Below are 17877 nucleotides of genomic sequence, written 5' to 3'. Positions count from 1 at the left end.
TCGGTGCGGGCACCCGTCATCGACCTGCACGCCCACTCGACCGCCTCCGACGGCACGCTGGAGCCGGAGGAGCTGGTTCGTCGGGCCGCCAGCGCCGGGCTGGGCGTCGTCGCGCTGACCGATCATGACACCACCGCCGGGATCGACCGGGCGGCGGCCGCGCTGCCGCCAGGGCTGACGCTGCTGCCCGGAGCCGAGATCTCCTGCACGGTGGAGACCGGCGGTCGGCGGGTCTCACTGCACGTGCTGGCCTACCTTTTCGACCGGTCGGAACCCCGGTTCGCCGCGGCCCGCGCGCGGCTGCGGGCCGACCGGGCCACGCACGCCCGCCGGGTGGTGGAACGGATCGCCGCCGCCGGTCACCCGGTGCGCTGGGAGCGCGTCCAGGAACTCGCCGCCGGCACGGTCGGCCGCCCGCATCTGGCCGCCGCTCTGGTCGATGCGGGCCTGGTCGCGACCGTGGACGACGCGTTCACCCGGGAGTGGATCGGTGCCGGCGGGCGCTTCTGGCTCCCCAGGACGCAGCTGGACGTCTGGGAGACGCTGCGGCTGATCCGGGAGGCGGGCGGGGTCAGCGTGTTCGCGCATCCGTTCGCCAGCGCCCGCGGAGTCACCGTCGGGCCGGAGGTCATCGTGGATCTGGCCGGGGCCGGGCTGACCGGCGTCGAGGTGGACCATCCCGATCACGCACCGCGGGACCGGGCCCGCCTGCGCGCGCTGGCGGCGGAGCTGGGCCTGGTACCGACGGGCTCGAGTGATTTCCACGGGGACGGCGACCGCCGGGTCCTCGGGTCGGAGTCGACGTCGTGGGAGTCCTACGAGGCCCTCGTGGCCCAGGCCGGCGGAGCCGCGCCGATCCGCCGGTGACCTACCCTGCGGTTTCGGTCCGGCGGTTTCGGTCTGGCGGACTCGGTCCGGTGACCTTGGCGGTGGTCGCGGCGGCGGTCAGTCCGTCGCGGGTGTGATCTCGGGGTCGCCCAGTCGCCCGAGCAGCTCGGCGATGATGTCCTGTTCCTCGGGGGTGAAGTGGCTCAGGACGTGGCGGGCCACCCCCCGCAAATGGGTGCCGGAGGCGGCTCGCAACCGGTNGAAACCCGCCTCGGTGAGGGTGGCCAGCGTTCCCCGCGCGTCCGACGGGCAGGCCCGGCGCTCCACCAGGCCGTCACGTTCCATCCGGTCGACCAGCCGGGTCAGGCCGCTGCGGGAGAGCAGCACCCTGTGGGCAAGCTCACTCATCCGGAGCTGGTGGTTCGGCGCCTCCGAGAGCTGTACGAGCACGTCGTAGTAGGCGAGCGGCAGCTGGTGGGCGGCATCGAGCTCGGCCTCCAGCAGGCGGGTGACATGCGCGTGCGCGCGCAGCAGCCGCCGCCACGCCCGCATGCCCCGGGCGTCCACCGTCTCCCCGGATCGGGCTACGGCCGCCTCTTCCCGCGCCATATGGATCAGAGTACGTCGGGCCGTGCGCCGGGTAGTAGGCCCGGCTGGCGGGCCACCGGCCGGCCGCCGTCGGGCCGCTGTGGGGCCGCCGGCATGGGAAGCGTGCTCTGCCCCCCACTGCCGAGCGGGCCCGACGTCCCGGCGGCGGGCTATCGTGGAGCTAGGTCGCGCCAGGTGAGCAACCGACACGCGACCAGGAAAAATCTGATCATTACGACGGCGCCGGGCCCGGTCGAACGGTCCGGCGCACCACGCCCCCCGCAATGGAACATCCGAGGTCGGCCACGGCCGAGGATGTCGACCCGCGACCGAGGTTTCCCTTGTCACCAGCCCTGCCTTCGTCCGACGCCATCCAGTCCGCCCTGGCGACAGTGCTGGACCCCGAGATCGGGCGGCCGATCACCGACCTTGGCATGGTGGAGTCGGTCCAAGTCCGCGACGACGGCTCCGTCGACGTGGGCGTTCTGCTGACCGTCTCCGGCTGCCCGATGCGCGAGGAGATCACCTCCCGCGTCACTCGTGCCGTCAGCGGTGTCGACGGCGTCCGGGACGTCCGGGTGGCGCTCGGCGTGATGACCGCTGAGCAGCGGACCGCCCTGCACGAGAAGGTGCGGGGCACCGCGCAGCGGGTCATTCCCTTCGCCCAGCCCGGTTCGCTGACCCGCGTGTACGGAATCGCCAGCGGCAAGGGCGGCGTCGGCAAGTCCTCGGTCACCGTGAACCTGGCCGCCGCCATGGCACGGTCGGGGTTGTCCGTCGGTGTCCTCGACGCGGACATCTACGGCCACTCGGTGCCCCGGATGCTCGGCATCGACCGTCCCCCGACGCAGGTCGAGAAGATGATCATGCCGCCGCAGGCGCACGGTGTGAAGGTCATCTCCACCGGCATGTTCACCCGTGGGAATCAGCCCGTCACCTGGCGTGGTCCGATGCTGCACCGTGCCCTGGAGCAGTTCCTCTCGGACGTCTTCTGGGGCGACCTGGACGTCCTGCTCCTCGACCTGCCGCCGGGCACCGGCGACATCGCGATCTCGCTCGCCCAGCTGGTGCCCACGTCCGAGCTGCTGCTCGTCACCACGCCCCAGCTCGCCGCCACCGAGGTGGCCGAGCGGGCCGGCACCATCGCGGTGCAGACCCACCAGAACGTGGTCGGCGTGGTCGAGAACATGGCCTACATGCCGTGCCCGCACTGCGGCGAGCGCGTCGACGTCTTCGGTGAGGGCGGTGGCGCCGCCGTCGCCGAGCGGCTCACCCGGGTGCTCGGCCACGAGGTGCCGCTGCTCGCCCAGGTACCGGTGGACGTCCGCCTGCGCCAGGGTGGCGACAACGGCCAGCCGCTGGTCCTCGCCGAGCCCGACTCCGAGGCCGGCAAGGCGCTGCGCGCCGTCGCCGAGCGGCTGACCTCCCGCTCCCGCGGCCTCTCCGGCCGCTCGCTGGGCATCAGCCCCGCCGGCCGCGCCTGAGCCGACGCGGCCGGCCCCTCGCCGGGCCGGCCGCGCCCGGGCAGCACTTCGCCGGCGCCGGCCGAGCCCGGGCGGTACTCCATCGGCCGGTGAGCAGGCCGGAGCCCGGGGAGCGGCCGGAGGGTTGGCGGCGAGGTTGTGCAACCGCCGTTTCCCGTTCACTCCACTGTGGTGTCATCTGGCTGTGATGCGGGGCGAGGGTTCCTTCGCGGCTGCCGGTCGGCCGGGTCGGCGAGCTGTTCTGGCGGGCGGGGTGGGCGCTCTGTTCGCTGCCGCGGTGGGCGCGTGCGGCGGCGGGTCCGGGTCCGCTCGGTCCGCCGCGCCGACCATGCGGGCACCTACGCCGGTCCCCGGGATCCGCGAGGGCGTCTTCTCCCTCGGGGTCGCCAGCGGTGATCCGCTGCCCGACGGGGTGATCCTCTGGACCAGGCTCGCTCCCGAGCCCACCGCCGGCGGCGGCCTGCCGGCCCGCGACGTCGAGGTCGACTGGCAGATCGCCCGCGACGAGAGGTTCGCCGACGTCGTGCGCGGCGGTACCCAGCTCGCGACCGCGTCCTTCGCGCATTCGGTGCACGTGGACGTCCGCGGCCTGGAGCCGGGGCGGGACTACTTCTACCGGTTCCGGGCGGGGGACGTCCTGAGCCCCGTGGGGCGGACGCGGACCGCCGCGGCCGCCGGAACCGCCGGCGGGCGGCTGTCGTTCGCGCTCGCGAGCTGCCAGGACTTCCAGAACGGCTACTGGCCGGCGTTCGACGCCATTGCCGCCGACCACCCCGATCTCATCCTCCATGTTGGGGACTACATCTACGAGTACGACCCGGACAGCCGCTTCGCGGACCGCCGTCACACCACCCCGGAGACGCCTGGGCTCAACCAGCTCCGGACCCTGGCCGACTACCGGAACCGTTACGGGCAGTACAAGTCCGATCCGGCGTTGCAGGCCGCCCACCTGGCGGCCCCCTGGGTGGTGGCCTGGGATGACCACGAGGCCGAGAACAACTACGCCGGCCTGGTGGACGAGAGCGGTGACACCGGGGAGCGCCACCAGGACCAGGCTGCGTTCGCCCGGCAGCGGGCCGCCGCCTACCAGGCCTACTACGAGCACATGCCGATCCGCGCGCAGCTCGATCCCGGGTCGTCGGACCTGCGGATCTACCGCCGCCTGACTTTCGGTGATCTGCTGACCCTCAACGTCCTGGACACCCGCCAGTACCGGACGCCGCTGCCCGGCGCGCCCGCGGACGGGATCGGCGCGGTCAGTCTGGGCCGGGACAACACCGGCGGCACCATGACCGGCGCGCAGCAGGAGATGTGGCTCGTCGACGGGCTGCGGTCGTCCCGCTCCCGCTGGAACGTCATCGCGCAGCAGACGATGATGGCGCAGCTGCACGGCCAGCTGAACGCCGGTGAGGTGCTCACCAACCTCGACCAGGCCGACGGCTACCTGCCCTACCGGCGGCGGATCCTCTCGGCCGTGCGGGATACCGGCGTGTCGAACCCGGTGGTCCTCGCCGGGGACATCCACTGTGCCTGGGTGAACGACCTGCGGGTCGACTTCGACCGGCCGGAGACCCCGGTGATCGCGACCGAGTTCGTGTGCACGTCGATCAGCTCGCAGTTCTTCCTCATCAGCGAGGATTTCGTCCGCGAGAACAACGCGCGGTTCAACCCACACGTGCGCTACTTCCGCGGCGACCGCCGTGGCTACACCCGGGTGACCGTGACGGACGCCGAATGGCGCGCGGACATGCGGGTCGTCGACACCATCGACGAACGCAGCGCGCCGACATCGACGGACCAGACCTGGGTCGTCGAGGCCGGTACGCCCGGAGCCAGGAAGGCATAGGCGATCTCTCGTAGATCAAGCTCGGCTGGTTCGGGTGGCCGGGGCGGGTGGCTGTGGCTGGCCCGGGGTCGGGGTGCGGCCGGCTCGGGGTTGGGGTGACAGACCTGTCTGATTGGACGGGGCGCCCCGGTGGCGGGGCGGGTCGGCCCGGCCCGTGGTGCGACGGTCCCGGTCCGGTATTCGGGACACCACCGCCGTGTTCCTTCCGGCGTCCGGTACTCCGTCTACGGGCGTGCCGGCCCGCGGTGACGTGGTCGACGCGCGGCCGCGGGGTCGTCGNGTCCGGCGGAAGCCGCTGCAACGCCGCTGCCAGGGCTTTCAGTGGGCGCACAGGCCCCGGAACAGCCCTCGCCCACCCCCGGGCCGCCCGTCCGCGGGTGTGCGCCGACAGCGACTGAAGGGCTTGTTGTGTCTCCGCTTCCGGCTGGGTTGCACTCCCTTCGCCGTCGGGGTTGTCAATACCTCTCCCGTGGAGACACGCAGAGGTCTTTAGTCGCCGTATCGCNACATCCGCGCCGGCCGCTGAAACGCTGACCGCCGCTGTCAGATCACTGAAACGCTCCCCCCGGCCCCGGCCCCGGCCCCGGCCCCGGCCCCGGCCCCGGCCCCGGCCCCGGCCCCGGCCCCGGCCCCGGCCTCGTGCCGGGTGAGGCCCTCGGCCGGTCACGAGGTGCCGAAGCGGACGTACCAGCGGGTTCCACGCCGCGCTCGCCGGAGAGATCCATACCGCGGTCGACAGCGGCTGCGCCGCTGCGCCGCTGTGCCGCTTCGCCCGTCAGTCGAACGGTCCCGCGCCGCGGCGGCTGCGCCGCGCTCGCCGGGGCCCGGAGCCGGTGGGGGAGTGGCGCACGCGTCCCCTGGGCTGGGCGGGGCGGGTCATAGGCTGTGCCGTGATCGGCTCGGCGGCGGCGGGAGGGTGTGATGGCCGGCGTGGATGGTGTGGATGGTGTGCCCGAGGTTTTCGCGGTGCCCGAGGTGCCCGCGGTGCCCGAGGTGCCCGCGGTGTCGACCCAGACCGCGGCGGTGACTGTGGCCGACGCGGCGATCGACCAGTCACGGCTGACGGTGGTGGTCAACCCGAAGGCGGGCGGGGGCCGGGCCGCGAAGGTGCTCGACGACGTCCGCGCGGCGCTGGCGCGCTGGGCTGACGACGTCACGGTCGAGACCACGCGCAGCCTTGAGCACGCCGACGAGCTGGCCCGGGCCGCGGTTGCCGACGGGCGGGTCACGGTGGCGCTGGGCGGTGATGGCCTGGTCGGGAAGGTCGCGGGTTCCGTGGCCCGGGCGGGGGGTGTGCTGGCCGTCCTGCCCGGCGGGCGGGGTAACGACTTCGCGCGCGGCCTGGGGATCCCGCGCGATCCGGCGCTCGCCGCCACCGCGCTGGTCGGCGCGGTCGAGCGCCGGGTGGACCTGCCGGAGGCGAACGGCGTGCCCTTCCTGGGCATTGCGAGCCTCGGGTTCGACTCCGACGTCCAGGTGATCGCGAACCGGACGACGCGGCTTTCCGGCCAGAGCGTCTACACCTACGCGGTGCTGCGGGCACTGGCGGCGTGGAAGCCGGCCCGCTTCACCGTCGCGGTCGACGGCGAGCCGGCGTTCGAGCACCTCGGCTGGACGGTCGGGGCGGCCAACGGCCCGTTCTACGGCGGGGGGATGAAGTTCGCCCCGGCGGCCGACATCGCCGACGGCCAGCTGGAGATCGTGCTGGTCGCGCGGACCAGCCGGTTCACCTTCCTGCGGCTGTTCCCGCGGATCTTCTCCGGGCGGCACGTCGAGGTGCCCTACGTCGAGGTGCGGCGGGCCCGGCGGCTGCTGGTGGACGCCGACCGGCCGTTCCAGGTGTACGCGGACGGCGACCCGGTCGCCGACCTCCCGGCCGAGATCGTCGTCCGGCCGGGGGCGCTGCGCCTGCTGGTGCCGCCGCGCACCTGACGCCTGCTCTCCTCAGATCAGATCAGCGCAGCTCGGGTGTCGCGTGGTAGTCGGCGGTGCCGGCGACCTCCGGGTAGTGCAGGTCGAAGGCGGGCCGCTCCGAGCGGATGCGCGGCAGCTGGTGGAAGTTGTGCCGGGGCGGTGGGCAGGATGTCGCCCATTCCAGCGAGTTGGCGTAGCCCCAGGGGTCGTCGACGATCGCGAGCCGGCCGCGCCGGTAGGACTTCCACACGTTGTACATGAACGGCAGGGTCGAGACGCCGAGCAGGAAGCTGCCCGCCGTCGACAGCGTGTTCCAGGCCGTGAACCCGTCGTTCGCCCCGTAGTCGGCGTACCGCCGGGGCATTCCCTGCACCCCCAGGTAGTGCTGCACCAGGAAGGTCAGGTGGAAACCGAAGAAGACCATCCAGAAATGGATCTTCCCGAGGGTCTCGTCCATCATCCGGCCGGTGATCTTCGGGAACCAGAAGTAGGTGCCGGCGAATGCGGCGAAGACGACCGTCCCGAACACCACGTAGTGGAAGTGGGCGACCACGAAGTAGCTGTCGCTCACGTGGAAGTCGATGGGCGGGCTGGCCAGCATCACCCCGGTGAGCCCGCCGAGCAGGAAGGTCACCAGGAACCCGAGGCAGAACAGCATGGGGGTCTCGAAGCTGAGATTGCCGCGCCACATCGTCCCGATCCAGTTGAAGAACTTGATGCCGGTCGGGACGGCGATCAGGAACGACGTGATGGCGAAGAACGGCAGCAGCACGGCGCCGGTGACGAACATGTGGTGTGCCCAGACCACGACGGACAGGACGCCGATGGCGATCGTGGCCAGCACCAGGCCCTTGTAGCCGAAGACGGGCTTTCGGGAGAAGACGGGGATGATCTCGCTGATGATGCCGAAGAACGGCANGGCGATGATGTAGACCTCGGGATGCCCGAAGAACCAGAACAGGTGCTGCCAGAGGATGGCGCCGCCGTTCTGGGCGTCGAACACGTGGGCACCGAACCGCCGGTCGGCCTCCAGGGCGAGCAGCGCACCGGCGAGGACGGGGAACGCCACGATCACCAGAATGGACGTGATCAGGAAGGTCCAGCAGAAGATCGGCAGGCGGAACATCGTCATGCCGGGCGCGCGCAGCACCATGATCGTCGTGGCCATGTTGACCCCGCCGAGGATGGTGCCCAGGCCGGAGACGACGAGGCCCAGGATCCACAGGTCCGACCCNGTTCCCGGGCTGTAAATCTCGTTGTTCAGCGGGGCGTAGGCGAACCAGCCGAAGCTCGCGGCCCCGTCCGGGGTGAGGAAGCCGGCGACGACGGTGAGCGAGCCGAACAGGAAGAACCAGTAGGACATGGCGTTCAGCCGGGGGAAGGCGACGTCCGGGGAGCCGATCTGCAGCGGCACCAGGAAGTTCGCGAACGCGAACGCCAGCGGCGTCGCGAACATGAGCAGCATGAGCGTGCCGTGCATCGTGAAGAGCTGGTTGTACTGCTCGTTCGAGAAGTACTGCAGGCCCGGCCGGGCCAGCTCGGCGCGCNTCATCATCGCCAGCACGCCACCGAAGACGAAGAAGGCGAAGGACGTCACCGCGTACATTACGGCGATGTCCTTGTGCGAGGTGGTACGCAGGTAGCCGAGTAGGTGGACGCGCTGCCGCACGTGCCTGGGATCGGCGGGCTCCGCGATATGGCCGGGCGGTTCGCGTAGAAGAGTCACTCCGGCTCCCGGCTCTGGCGCGGCGGACGAGGGCGGCAGGAGTCTAACGCGGCGCCGGCGGCCGTGTGGGTTAGTTGTGCCGGCACCGGAGGGTCGGAACACCGCCACCGACCGTCCTGACCACGACAAAACACCGGAGATGGGGCGGGAACCGCCACGCGGCCCTTTCGGTGCACCGATTTCCCGGCGGATTCCCGGAGCGCCGGCCCGGGCGCTCACCCGCGGGCGGAAGTCAGAGCGCGGAGAGGTGGGAGCCGCCGGCGCCGAACAGCAGCCGGTCGACGAGCGTCGGATTGTCCCGCAGGTCCTCGATCACCAGATGTTCCATCAGCAGCAGCGCCGCGTCGGCCGGCCACAGCACGCACCACAGCCAGACTCCGAGCGCCTCGCCGACGAACGCCGCGCGGTCGGGTGGGGCCGCCACCGGCCAGAGCGCGGTCGGGTGCCCCGCCGCCTCCACCTTCGCCTCCGGCACCTCGTCGAGGCGTTCGGGGTCCGGCGCGGTGAGGCCGGCGAGCCTGGTGCCGAGACCGACCCGCGGTGACTCGGCCACCAGGATCATCTCGGCGGGACCGCCCACCGGCGACGGGCCACCGGCGGAGATCGCCGTCGCGTGCGCACCGGTGCGGTCGTCGCCGGCCCAGCCGACGCCGCTCACGAACCAGTGCACCGGCATCGGCGAGGGCAGCCACACCGGCACTCGGCTGGTCTGCCGCAGGGAGTGGAGAACCTGCTCGCGCGAGGACCGTGCCTCGTGGAACGGCTCCACATCGCCATGCCGGTCGCAGCGCCACCGGTCGCTCCACACGTCCGGCGGTGCCAGTTCGCCAAGGCAGGCCGGGCATACCGGCGGGGCGGTCACCGCCCGCCCTCGCAGGCTCGGCGCGGGCCGGTCGACCGGTCCCCTACGGCACTGTCTGTCAGATCGGGATCCACGGGCATCCTCTGCCTCCAGATGCGGCTGATGGACGATTGATGCCCGGTGAGGCGGATCCGACTCCTCACAGCTGGCGGTGCCGGGCGACCTCCTCGACGACTTCCTCCAGAATGTCCAGCCCTTCGATGAGCAGATGTTCCGGAATGACCAGCGGTGGCAGCAGCCGCAGCACGTTGCCCCAGGTGCCGGCGGTGAGCAGGACGAGCCCGCGGCGGTGGGCCGCGGCGGCGCAGGCCACCGCCGCCGCGCGGTCGGGCGGCGGCGCCACCCGGCCGGCGACGGGCGGGCCGGTGGCGACGAGTTCCAGCGCGAGCATCGCCCCGCGGCCGCGTACGTCACCGACGAACGGATACCGCTCACCCAGTGCCCGCAGTCGCGGCATCGCGATCCGCTCGATCAGCCGGGCCCGGGCCACGAGGTTGTCCCGCTCCAGGGTGGCGATCGCGCCCAGCGCGGCGGCACAGGCCAGCGGGTTGCCGCCGTAGGTTCCGCCCAACCCGCCGACCTGCGGCGAGTCCATGATCTCCGCCCGACCGGTGACGGCCGCGAGCGGCAGGCCGCCGGCGATGCCCTTGCCGGTCACGATGATGTCCGGGACGACGCGCTCGTACTCGCAGGCGAAGAGATCGCCGGTGCGGCCGAACCCGGTCTGCACCTCGTCCGCGACGAGGACGATCCCGGCCGCCCGGCAGAACTCCGCCAGCGCCGGCAGGAAACCGGCCCCGGGCACGATGAAGCCGCCCTCGCCCTGGATCGGTTCGATCACGACCGCGGCGACGTTCCGCGCGCCGATCTCCGCGGTGATCGTGTCGACGACCTGGGCGGCGGCCTGCTCGCCGCAGGCGGCGGCACCGCCGGGCCAGCGGTACGGGTAGGCCATCGGCACCCGGTAGATCTCCGGCGCGAACGGCCCGAAGCCCGCCTTGTAGGGCATCGACTTGGCGGTGAGGGCCATCGTCAGGTTGGTGCGGCCGTGGTAGGCGTGGGTGAAGGCGACGACGGCGGGCCGTCCGGTGTGCGAGCGGGCTATCTTGACCGCGTTCTCGACCGCCTCCGCGCCGGAGTTGAACAGCGCCGAGCGTTTCTCGTGGCTGCCNGGAGTCAGCCGGGCGAGCTCCTCGCACACGGCGACATAGCCCTCGTAGGGCGTGATCATGAAGCAGGTGTGGGTGAAGTTCCCGGCCTGTTCGGTCAGGTTGTGGACCACGGCGTCGGCCGAGTTGCCGACGTTGACCACGGCGATGCCGGAGCCGAAGTCGATCAGCGAGTTGCCGTCGACGTCCACCAGCACGCCGCCGCCGGCCGCGGCCGCGTAGACCGGCAGCGTCTCGCCGACCCCACGGGCGACGGCGCGGGCCCGGCGCCGGGCGAGCTCCGTTGAGCGGGGCCCGGGAATCGGGGTGACCAGCCGCCGCACCTGCGGCAGGCCGGGGCCGCCGCGCAGTGGCCGGTGAACGGTGTCCGTCCCTCGCATGAGTCCTCCTGGCGCCCCGACGTGCCCTTCCGTGTCAGATGCGTGACCGAGTGTAGGAGTCCCTGCTCGGGCTGGGGTGGGTCACGGGCAGTCAGCCACCGGTGGCGAAGCCGGGTACCGGATGAGTCGCGATAGTCCTGTCGTGGTTACTTGTTGTCCTGTGGATTCCGACNGGTGGGGAATCCGTGGCGCCGGGCGCGGGGCGAGGCGCTTGTCCGCGTCGGTGAGGAGATGGTGGTAGCGGTGATCGAGGACGGCGGTACCGGGAGACCCGGACCTGGCAGCGGGGCTGGCGGACCCGTCGCCGGTCCGTGGATCGGTCGTCCGTCCGGCGCCGGGACGGGCCCGCGGCGCGCCGGCAGAGGTGGCGCGCGCCCGGGTTCCGGCGGTGGCGCGCGCCCGGGCGCCGGTGGCGGTGCCGCTGGCGGTGGCGCCGGTGGCGGTGGCGGTGCCGGTGCCCGTGGCGGTGGCGGTGGCGGTGGCGGTCGTGGCGGCGACGGTGGTGGTGGCGGCCCGGCGGAAGCGCCGGTGACCGGGTTCTGGGTCGCGGGCCGGCGGCGCACGGCCGCGGCGACCTTCGCGGTCCGCAGCCCCTACGACGGCCGGATCGTCGCCACCGTCGCGCGGCCGGGGGCGTCCGACGTCGAGGAGGCGCTCGCGGCGGCCGCCGCCGCGGCGCGCGCCTGTGCGGCGCTGCCCGCCCATGTGCGTGCCGGCGCGCTCAGCAGCGTCTCCCGGGAGATCGCCCGGCGCGGCGACGAGATCGCCAGCCTGATCACCAGCGAGTCGGGCAAGCCGATCACCTGGGCGCGCGCCGAGGTCGCGCGCGCCTCCTCCACCTTCCGCTGGGGCGCGGAGGAGGCCCGCCGGTTCGCCGGGGAGGTCGACCGGCTCGACACGGACCCGACCGGTGAGGGACGCATCGCGCTGACCCGGCGCTTCCCGATCGGCCCGGTGCTGGGCATCGCGCCGTTCAGCTTCCCGCTGCACCTGGTGGCGCACAAGGTCGCACCCGCGATCGCCGCCGGCGCGCCGATCATCGTGAAACCCGCCCCACGGACCCCGCTGTCCGCGCTGCTGCTCGGTGAGCTGCTCGCCGGGACCGATCTGCCCGAGGGGTCCTGGTCGGTCCTCCCGGTCACCGACGAGCAGATGCCCGCCCTGATCGCCGACCCGAGGCTGCCGGTCGTGTCCTTCACCGGCTCGGCCCGGGTCGGCTGGGGGATCAGGGACGCGGTGCCGCGCAAGCACGTCGTCCTCGAGCTCGGCGGCAACGCGGCGGTCCTGGTCGCCGCCGACTACTCCGACCCGGCGGACCTGCGCCACGCGGCCCGGCGGATCGCGCTGTTCTCGAACTACCAGGCCGGCCAGTCCTGCATCGCCGTCCAGCGGGTGTTCGTCGACCGGACGCTCTACCCGCGCGCCCGCGAGGAGATCGTCGCCGCCGTCGCCGAGCTGCGCGGCGGCGACCCCGCCGACCCGGCGACCGACGTCGGCCCCCTGATCGACGGTGCCGCCGCGGAGCGGGTCGGTGCCTGGGTGCGGGAGGCGGTGGCCCGGGGCGCGACCGTGCTGTGCGGTGGCATCGCGCAGGGAACCGCCTTCGCGCCGACGGTGCTGACCGGCGTCCCGCGGGACGCGACGGTGGTCAGTGAGGAGGTGTTCGGCCCTGTTCTCGTGCTCGAGCCCGTCGACGGCCTGGACGACGGTCTGGCCCGGGTGAACGACAGTTCCTACGGTCTGCAGGCCGGCGTGTTCACCCGCGATCTCGGGACGGCCTTCCGAGCCCATCGTGCGCTGGAGGTCGGCGGTGTGATCATCGGGGATGTGCCGTCCTACCGGGCCGACCAGATGCCCTACGGCGGGGNGAAGGGCTCCGGGCTGGGCCGGGAGGGCGTGGGGGCGGCGATGGCGGACCTGACGGTGGAGCGGGTGATGGTCCTGGCCGGCGTCGAGCTGTGATCCCGGGCTTCGAGTCCCGGGGGGCGAGAACTGTTCGCGGGCGCGGGCGCGGGCGCGGGGCGCGGGCGCGGGGCGCTGATCCCGCGCCGGCCGCTCAGCTCAGGCCCACCTCGGCGCGGTCCGGGTCCCGAAGGTCGGTTCCGGCGTCCAGCCAGCGCTGGCGTATCGCGGTGGCGCCGTGTACGCGCTTGTACGCCGCCTCGTTGGGCGTCATCGGCAGCAGCGGGAGGAACTGGACCGGAGCCGGGACGGCCGGGGCCGCCCCGGCGGGCCGCTCCGCGGCGGAGAGCTGGTCGCCGGCGGCGAGCGGAAGGTCGGGGACCAGCCCGCCCGGCTCGCCCACCAGGACGGCGGTGAAGCGCCCGCCGTCCCACAGCGGCTCGCCGAGATCGAGCCCGCTGCCCGCCACCACCGGCCGGCCCTCGACCACCGGTACCGAGGCGAGTACGGCCAGCGCCCGGGCGGCATCATCACGCCGGCCGCGCAGCGAGAGCACGAGCTCGGCCCGCGGCCCGGCGGGATCGCGCACGGTCGACTCGGCGGGGGACATCGGTTCCCGAGCCATCCCGAGCGTCACATATCGGACGACACCGTCGGGGTCGGGGCCGAACCGCAGGACCTCGACCGGATCGGCACCGAGGAAGGTGAGGCTGGCCCGCCCGCTGTCCGGGCCGAACCAGCCGGTGAGATGCCCCTCGACCCGCCGGAGGACCTCGTCACCGCTCAGGTCGGCGCCGGCCGGGTGGCCGGCTCCGCCGTGTGGGTGGCCGGCGCCGCCGTGCGGTTGGCTGGCTCCGCTGTGCGGTCGGTGAGCTCCAGAGGGGGTGTCGTGCGCCGGATCATTGGTTGCGCCCATAGCGGTCGATCGTAGGATCGCGACGCCGCATCTGTTCGTTGTGACGGCGGGCTGGTGTGACGGCGGATCGGAGGGTCAGATGGCACAGGTGCTCAGCAAGGGTGCGAACGCTGCGCTGCCGACGACCGACCTGCGGGTCGAGATCTTCTCGTCCACGCCTCTCGACATCGCCGCGCTGCTGGTGACGGCGTCCGGCAAGGTGCGGGGCGACGCGGACTTCGTCTTCTTCAACCAGCCGGCCGGCCCGGGGGTTCGCCTCGCTCCGCCGTCGGCGCTTGAGCTCACCCTCACGGCGGTGCCGTCCGACATCGACAAGGTGGTGGTGACCGGCAGCCTGGACGGCTCCGGGCCGCCGACGTTCGCCGCTGTCCGTGGTCTTGCGGTGGCCGTTCGGGACAACCGCGGTCAGGAGATCGCGCGTTTCGACCCGGCCGGCCTGAGCACCGAGACGGCGCTGGTGCTCGTCGAGCTGTACCGCCGGGCCGGGGCCTGGAAGGTGCGTGCCGTCGGGCAGGGGTACGCCTCCGGGTTGGCGGGTATCGCGACGGATTTCGGTATCACGGTCGACGACCCGGGCAGCGGGAGTGCCGGGTCCGCCCAGGCCGGCGCGGTGCAGGCTCCGCCGCCCGCGCCGCCCGCGCCGCCCGTTCCGCCCGTTCCGCCCGTTCCGCCGTCTCCGCCGGCGCACTACGACGCCCCGACCCAGGTCGTATCCCCGCCGCCCGCCGGGGCTCCGTGGGGTCCGCCTCCCCCGCCTGGTCAGCAGTGGGGCCCGCCGCCCCCGCCGCCTGGTCAGCACTGGGGTGCGCCGCCCCCGCCGCCTGGTCAGCAGTGGGGCCCGCCGCCCCCGCCGCCTGGTCAGCAGTGGGGCCCGCCGCCTCCCCCGCCTGGTCAGCAGTGGGGCCCGCCGCCCCCGCCCCCGGCGGGTGGTCAGCAGTGGGGTCCTCCGGCGGGCGGCCCGCCGCCGGCCGCGGGCGCCGAGACTGGCCGGGTGAACCTGGACAAGGGCCGGGTCTCGCTGCGCAAGGGCCAGAGCGTGTCACTGGTCAAGACCGGGGCGCCGCCGCTCGCCCGGGTCCGGATGGGGCTCGGCTGGGATCCCGCCCAGCAGGGCCGGTCCATCGACCTCGACGCCTCGTGCATCCTGTTCGACGAGCGCGGCAAGGACGTGGACAAGGTCTGGTTCATGTCGAAGAAGGGCGCCCGCGGCGCGGTGCGCCATTCGGGCGACAACCTGACCGGTCAGGGTGAGGGCGACGATGAGACGATCTTCGTCGACCTCGGCGCGCTGCCGCCGAACGTGGTGAGCCTGATCTTCACGGTGAACAGCTTCGGCGGGCAGTCGTTCACCGACATCAGAAACGCCTTCTGCCGGCTCATCGACGACCAGACGAACCAGGAGCTGGTTCGCTTCGACCTGTCGGAGTCGAAGCCGGCGACCGGGCTGGTCATGTGCCGCCTGCGGCGGGAGCCGGGNGCGCCCACCTGGGCTATGACGGCCATCGGGGAGTTCCACGACGGGCGCACCGTGCGCGCGATGGTCGGGCCGTCCCGGCAGTACCTCTGACCGCGCCTCTGACCGCGCTGATCTGGTTTCCGGCCGCGCTGGCAGGCACGGCCGCGGTGTGATGCGCGCGGCCTCGCCTCCCGGCGGGTTGCGCCGGGCCGGTGCACGGGTAGCCTCCCGCCGTGACCGCTGTGCCTGCCCCCGCTCGTCTCCCGGGCCGAGGACGCCGATGACCGCCCGGCCCGGCCCGGCCCGGGTCTACTGCCGCCGGCTCGCCGGCCTGCTCGTGCTCGACCCCAACGGCGATCAGGTGGGCCGGGTGCACGACGTGATCGTCACGCTGCGGCTGGGGCACGAGCCGCCGCGGGTGCTGGGGCTGGCCGTGGAGGTGCAGCGCCGTCCGATCTTCGTACCGATCTCACGGGTGACCGGGGTCGAGTCCGGTGCGGTGGTGCTGTCGTCCGCGCGGCTGAGCTGGCGCCGCTTCGCGCAGCGCCCCAACGAGACCCGGGTACTCGCCGAACTGCTCGACCGCCGGGTCACCCTGGTCCTGCCGGGCGCGGACTCGTCCGCGCCCGCCGGCCGGGAGGTGACCGTCGTCGACGCCGCCATCGAGCCGACCCGCTCCGGCGACTGGATCCTCGACCAGGTGGCGGTGCGGGTCGGCCGCGGCCGCCGCGGCGAGGTCCGCACCGTGAGCTGGGACGAGGTGACCGGCTTCTCGCTGCCGGAGGAGGGGCAGGGCGCGGCGAACCTGCTGGCCGCCTTCGAGAAACTGCGGCCGGCCGACCTCGCGTCGCTGCTGCATCATCTGTCGAGCAAGCGGCGGGCCGAGGTCGCGGCCGCCCTCGACGACGAGCGGCTGGCGGACGTCCTGGAGGAGCTGCCCGAGGACGAGCAGGTGGAGCTGCTCGGCGGGCTGGCCGCCGAGCGGGCGGCCGACGTGCTGGAGGCGATGGGCCCCGACGACGCCGCCGACCTGCTGGGTGAGCTGCCCACCGACGAGGCCGAGCAGCTGCTGCGCCTCATGCAGCCGGAGGAGGCGGCCCCCGTGCGCCGCCTGCTGGTCTACGCGGACGACACCGCGGGCGGCATGATGACGAGCGAGCCGGTCGTGCTCGCCCCGAACGCGACGGTCGCCGAGGCGCTGGCCCGCGTGCGCGCACCCGAACTCTCCCCGGCCCTGGCCGCCCAGGTGTATGTGGTCCGCCCCCCGTACGAGACGCCGACCGGGCGCTACCTGGGGCTCGCGCACTTCCAGCGGTTGCTGCGCGAACCGCCCAGCACGCTGGTCGGCGGCGTCATCGACGTCGACATCACCCCGCTGCGCCCCGATACCCCGCTGCCCGAGGTGACACGTCACCTCGCGTCGTACAACCTGGTCGCGGCACCCGTCCTGGACGACGCGGGCCGGCTGGTGGGGGTGGTGACCGTGGACGACGTGCTGGACCACCTGCTGCCATCCGACTGGCGGGAGCGCCAGCTCACCTCGGACGTCCTGGTCGGCGGGACGCCGGGAGTCATGAGCGCACCCCCGGCCGGTGATCCCGACCCGGGCGGGCGCGGTGAGGTGGGCAGCGCTCCGGCGGCGACATGAGCGGGCTGCTGCGCAGGCGCGGTGAGCGGCTCGACCAGCCGCGCGCGTCACGGCGGGCGGACATCCGGCCCAGCTACGAGCCGGACGCGTTCGGTCGCGTCGCCGAGCGGATCGCGCGCTTCCTCGGCACCGCCCGTTTCATCGCCGTGCAGACGGTGGTGATCGTGATGTGGCTCGCCTACAACATCTTCGCGCCGTCATGGCTGCGCTTCGACAACTATCCGTTCATTTTCCTTACCCTCGCCCTGTCGTTGCAGGCCGCCTACGCCGCCCCGCTGATCCTGCTGGCGCAGAACAGGCAGGACGACCGGGACCGCGCGAACCTCGCGCAGGACCGGGAGGTGTCGTTGCGTCTGCAGGACGACAGCGGGTACCTGGCCCGGGAACTCGCCGCGATGCGGATCTCCATCGGGGACCTGGCCAGCCGGGACTTCCTGCGTTCCGAGCTGCGGGCACTGCTGGCCGATCTGGACGGCACCGCCACCCGCGGCGAGCGGAGCCGGAAGGACCGGCGGGAGCGCCACCGCCGCCAGGAGAGCGTGCCCGCCGTGCCGAACGGCGTCAGCGGGCCGGCGCGATCCGCGACCTCGGTGCGGTCGGGGTCGGGGTCGGGGTCGGGGTCGGCGGGGTCGGCGGCGCGGTCGGGGTCGGGGTCGGGGTCGGCGGCGCGGCTGGGGAAATCGGTGACCTCGGGCAGCGCGGGTGGTTCGGGAGGACCCGGTGCTTCGGGAGGATCGGGAGGGCCTGGAGGATCGGGAGGGCCTGGAGGATCGGGAGGGCCTGGAGGATCGGGAGGGCCTGGAGGCCCGGGAGGGGCCTCGACCTCCGGGGACTCGTCGGGGCACTCATCGAGCCCCACGCCGCCGGAGCCGGAGTGACCGGGGCGGCCGGTCTCGCGTACCGGGGCGGTTGGTCTTGCGTCGCCGAGGCGTGGATCTCTCCGGCGACCGCGGCGTGGAACCGGCTGGTACGTCCGCTTCGGCACCTCGTGACCGGCCGAGGGCCTCACCCGGCGCGAGGCCGGGGCCGGCGCCGCAGGGGCCGGGGCCGGGGCCGAGGCCGGAGCTAGGGCCGGGGGGGAGCGTTTCAGTGATCTGACAGCGGCGGTCAGCGTTTCAGCGGCCGGCGCGGATGTAGCGATACGGCGACTAAAGACCT

General features: G+C 73.3%; 12 protein-coding genes and 8 pseudogenes. 10 read left to right on the top strand and 10 right to left on the bottom strand.

What is annotated here, in order from left to right; translation table 11 throughout:
- Window positions 1–3: 3 nt before the first annotated feature.
- Complete coding sequence (locus tag UG55_RS16190) at window positions 4–867, top strand: PHP domain-containing protein (protein ID WP_255360492.1); 864 nt, start codon at window positions 4–6, stop codon at window positions 865–867.
- 78 nt (window positions 868–945) lie between these two features.
- Here the strand turns inward: UG55_RS16190 and UG55_RS37920 are convergent.
- Together UG55_RS37920 and UG55_RS16185 are read right to left on the bottom strand one after the other, a co-directional pair.
- Window positions 946–1088: pseudogene (locus UG55_RS37920) on the bottom strand (MarR family transcriptional regulator); the annotation flags it as partial.
- A gap of 1 nt (window position 1089) precedes the next feature.
- Window positions 1090–1437 (bottom strand): MarR family winged helix-turn-helix transcriptional regulator (locus UG55_RS16185; RefSeq protein ID WP_242424620.1); only part of this gene is annotated, 348 nt, incomplete at its 3' end.
- A 320-nt stretch (window positions 1438–1757) separates the two neighbouring features.
- Between UG55_RS16185 and UG55_RS16180 the strand changes: the two genes are divergently transcribed.
- The 3 genes from UG55_RS16180 to UG55_RS16170 all read left to right on the top strand — a co-directional run bounded on the left by UG55_RS16180 (window position 1758) and on the right by UG55_RS16170 (window position 6678).
- Window positions 1758–2900: an Mrp/NBP35 family ATP-binding protein gene (locus UG55_RS16180; protein ID WP_066069451.1), complete on the top strand. Its 1143-nt coding sequence runs from the start codon at window positions 1758–1760 to the stop codon at window positions 2898–2900.
- Between the two features lie 187 nt (window positions 2901–3087).
- Window positions 3088–4746, top strand: coding sequence for an alkaline phosphatase (locus UG55_RS16175; RefSeq protein WP_066069448.1), 1659 nt, complete (start codon window positions 3088–3090; stop codon window positions 4744–4746).
- Window positions 4747–5667: 921 nt separating this feature from the next.
- Window positions 5668–6678, top strand: a complete 1011-nt coding sequence (locus UG55_RS16170; RefSeq protein WP_083986870.1) for a diacylglycerol kinase family protein — start codon at window positions 5668–5670, stop codon at window positions 6676–6678.
- A 22-nt stretch (window positions 6679–6700) separates the two neighbouring features.
- Here the strand turns inward: UG55_RS16170 and UG55_RS37915 are convergent.
- From UG55_RS37915 to UG55_RS37895, 7 genes and pseudogenes are all read right to left on the bottom strand, one after another.
- Window positions 6701–7578: pseudogene (locus UG55_RS37915) on the bottom strand (cbb3-type cytochrome c oxidase subunit I); the annotation flags it as partial.
- Window position 7579: 1 nt separating this feature from the next.
- Window positions 7580–7894, bottom strand: a pseudogene (locus UG55_RS37910) (cbb3-type cytochrome c oxidase subunit I); the annotation flags it as partial.
- Window position 7895: 1 nt separating this feature from the next.
- Window positions 7896–8207, bottom strand: a pseudogene (locus tag UG55_RS37905) (cbb3-type cytochrome c oxidase subunit I); the annotation flags it as partial.
- Window position 8208: 1 nt separating this feature from the next.
- Window positions 8209–8386, bottom strand: a pseudogene (locus tag UG55_RS37900) (cytochrome ubiquinol oxidase subunit I); the annotation flags it as partial.
- 232 nt (window positions 8387–8618) lie between these two features.
- Window positions 8619–9248: a DUF6758 family protein gene (locus tag UG55_RS16160; RefSeq protein ID WP_066069442.1), complete on the bottom strand. Its 630-nt coding sequence runs from the start codon at window positions 9246–9248 to the stop codon at window positions 8619–8621.
- Between the two features lie 139 nt (window positions 9249–9387).
- A pseudogene (locus tag UG55_RS16155) lies at window positions 9388–10419 on the bottom strand (aminotransferase class III-fold pyridoxal phosphate-dependent enzyme); the annotation flags it as partial.
- 1 nt (window position 10420) lies between these two features.
- The coding region (locus UG55_RS37895) for an aminotransferase class III-fold pyridoxal phosphate-dependent enzyme (RefSeq protein ID WP_242424619.1) at window positions 10421–10797 on the bottom strand (377 nt) is incomplete at its 3' end.
- 388 nt (window positions 10798–11185) lie between these two features.
- On the opposite strand from UG55_RS37895, the gene UG55_RS29150 reads away from it, so the two are divergent.
- Together UG55_RS29150 and UG55_RS16150 are read left to right on the top strand one after the other, a co-directional pair.
- Entirely contained in the window at window positions 11186–11329 is a 144-nt protein-coding gene (locus UG55_RS29150) for a hypothetical protein (RefSeq protein ID WP_157901522.1), read from the top strand.
- A pseudogene (locus UG55_RS16150) lies at window positions 11326–12664 on the top strand (aldehyde dehydrogenase family protein); the annotation flags it as partial. The gene UG55_RS29150 and the pseudogene UG55_RS16150, both read left to right, overlap by 4 nt.
- 189 nt (window positions 12665–12853) lie before the next feature.
- Here UG55_RS16150 and UG55_RS16145 read toward each other — a convergent pair.
- A complete protein-coding gene (locus UG55_RS16145; protein WP_083986868.1) occupies window positions 12854–13615 on the bottom strand; it encodes a suppressor of fused domain protein in 762 nt (253 codons plus the stop codon).
- A 79-nt stretch (window positions 13616–13694) separates the two neighbouring features.
- Here UG55_RS16145 and UG55_RS16140 point away from each other — a divergent pair.
- The 4 genes and pseudogenes from UG55_RS16140 to UG55_RS16130 all read left to right on the top strand — a co-directional run.
- Window positions 13695–15091, top strand: a pseudogene (locus tag UG55_RS16140) (TerD family protein); the annotation flags it as partial.
- Window position 15092: 1 nt separating this feature from the next.
- The coding region (locus UG55_RS45460) for a hypothetical protein (protein ID WP_255360494.1) at window positions 15093–15182 on the top strand (90 nt) is incomplete at its 5' end.
- A gap of 169 nt (window positions 15183–15351) precedes the next feature.
- The gene (locus UG55_RS16135) at window positions 15352–16719 is read left to right on the top strand and encodes a magnesium transporter MgtE N-terminal domain-containing protein (RefSeq protein ID WP_066069430.1); all 1368 of its coding nucleotides are present in this window, start codon (window positions 15352–15354) and stop codon (window positions 16717–16719) included.
- Window positions 16716–17597, top strand: a complete 882-nt coding sequence (locus UG55_RS16130) for a DUF1003 domain-containing protein (RefSeq protein ID WP_083986867.1) — start codon at window positions 16716–16718, stop codon at window positions 17595–17597. The genes UG55_RS16135 and UG55_RS16130 overlap by 4 nt, the downstream gene beginning before the upstream one ends.
- The last annotated feature ends 280 nt before the right edge of the window (window positions 17598–17877 follow it).

Source organism: Frankia sp. EI5c (assembly GCF_001636565.1).
GTDB lineage: Bacteria > Actinomycetota > Actinomycetes > Frankiales > Frankiaceae > Parafrankia.
The sequence above is the reverse complement of the archived record's forward strand: the minus strand, read 5'-3'. Positions and strand labels throughout refer to the sequence as shown.

Excerpts from the sequence above, each read along its gene's own strand:
- UG55_RS16175 (WP_066069448.1), top strand. The coding sequence starts at position 3,088 with ATGCGGGGCGAGGGTTCCTTCGCGGCTGCCGGTCGGCCGGGTCGGCGA.
- UG55_RS16130 (WP_083986867.1), top strand. The coding sequence starts at position 16,716 with ATGAGCGGGCTGCTGCGCAGGCGCGGTGAGCGGCTCGACCAGCCGCGC.
- UG55_RS16170 (WP_083986870.1), top strand. The coding sequence starts at position 5,668 with ATGGCCGGCGTGGATGGTGTGGATGGTGTGCCCGAGGTTTTCGCGGTG.
- UG55_RS16135 (WP_066069430.1), top strand. The coding sequence starts at position 15,352 with ATGACCGCCCGGCCCGGCCCGGCCCGGGTCTACTGCCGCCGGCTCGCC.
- UG55_RS16145 (WP_083986868.1), bottom strand. The coding sequence starts at position 13,615 with ATGGGCGCAACCAATGATCCGGCGCACGACACCCCCTCTGGAGCTCAC.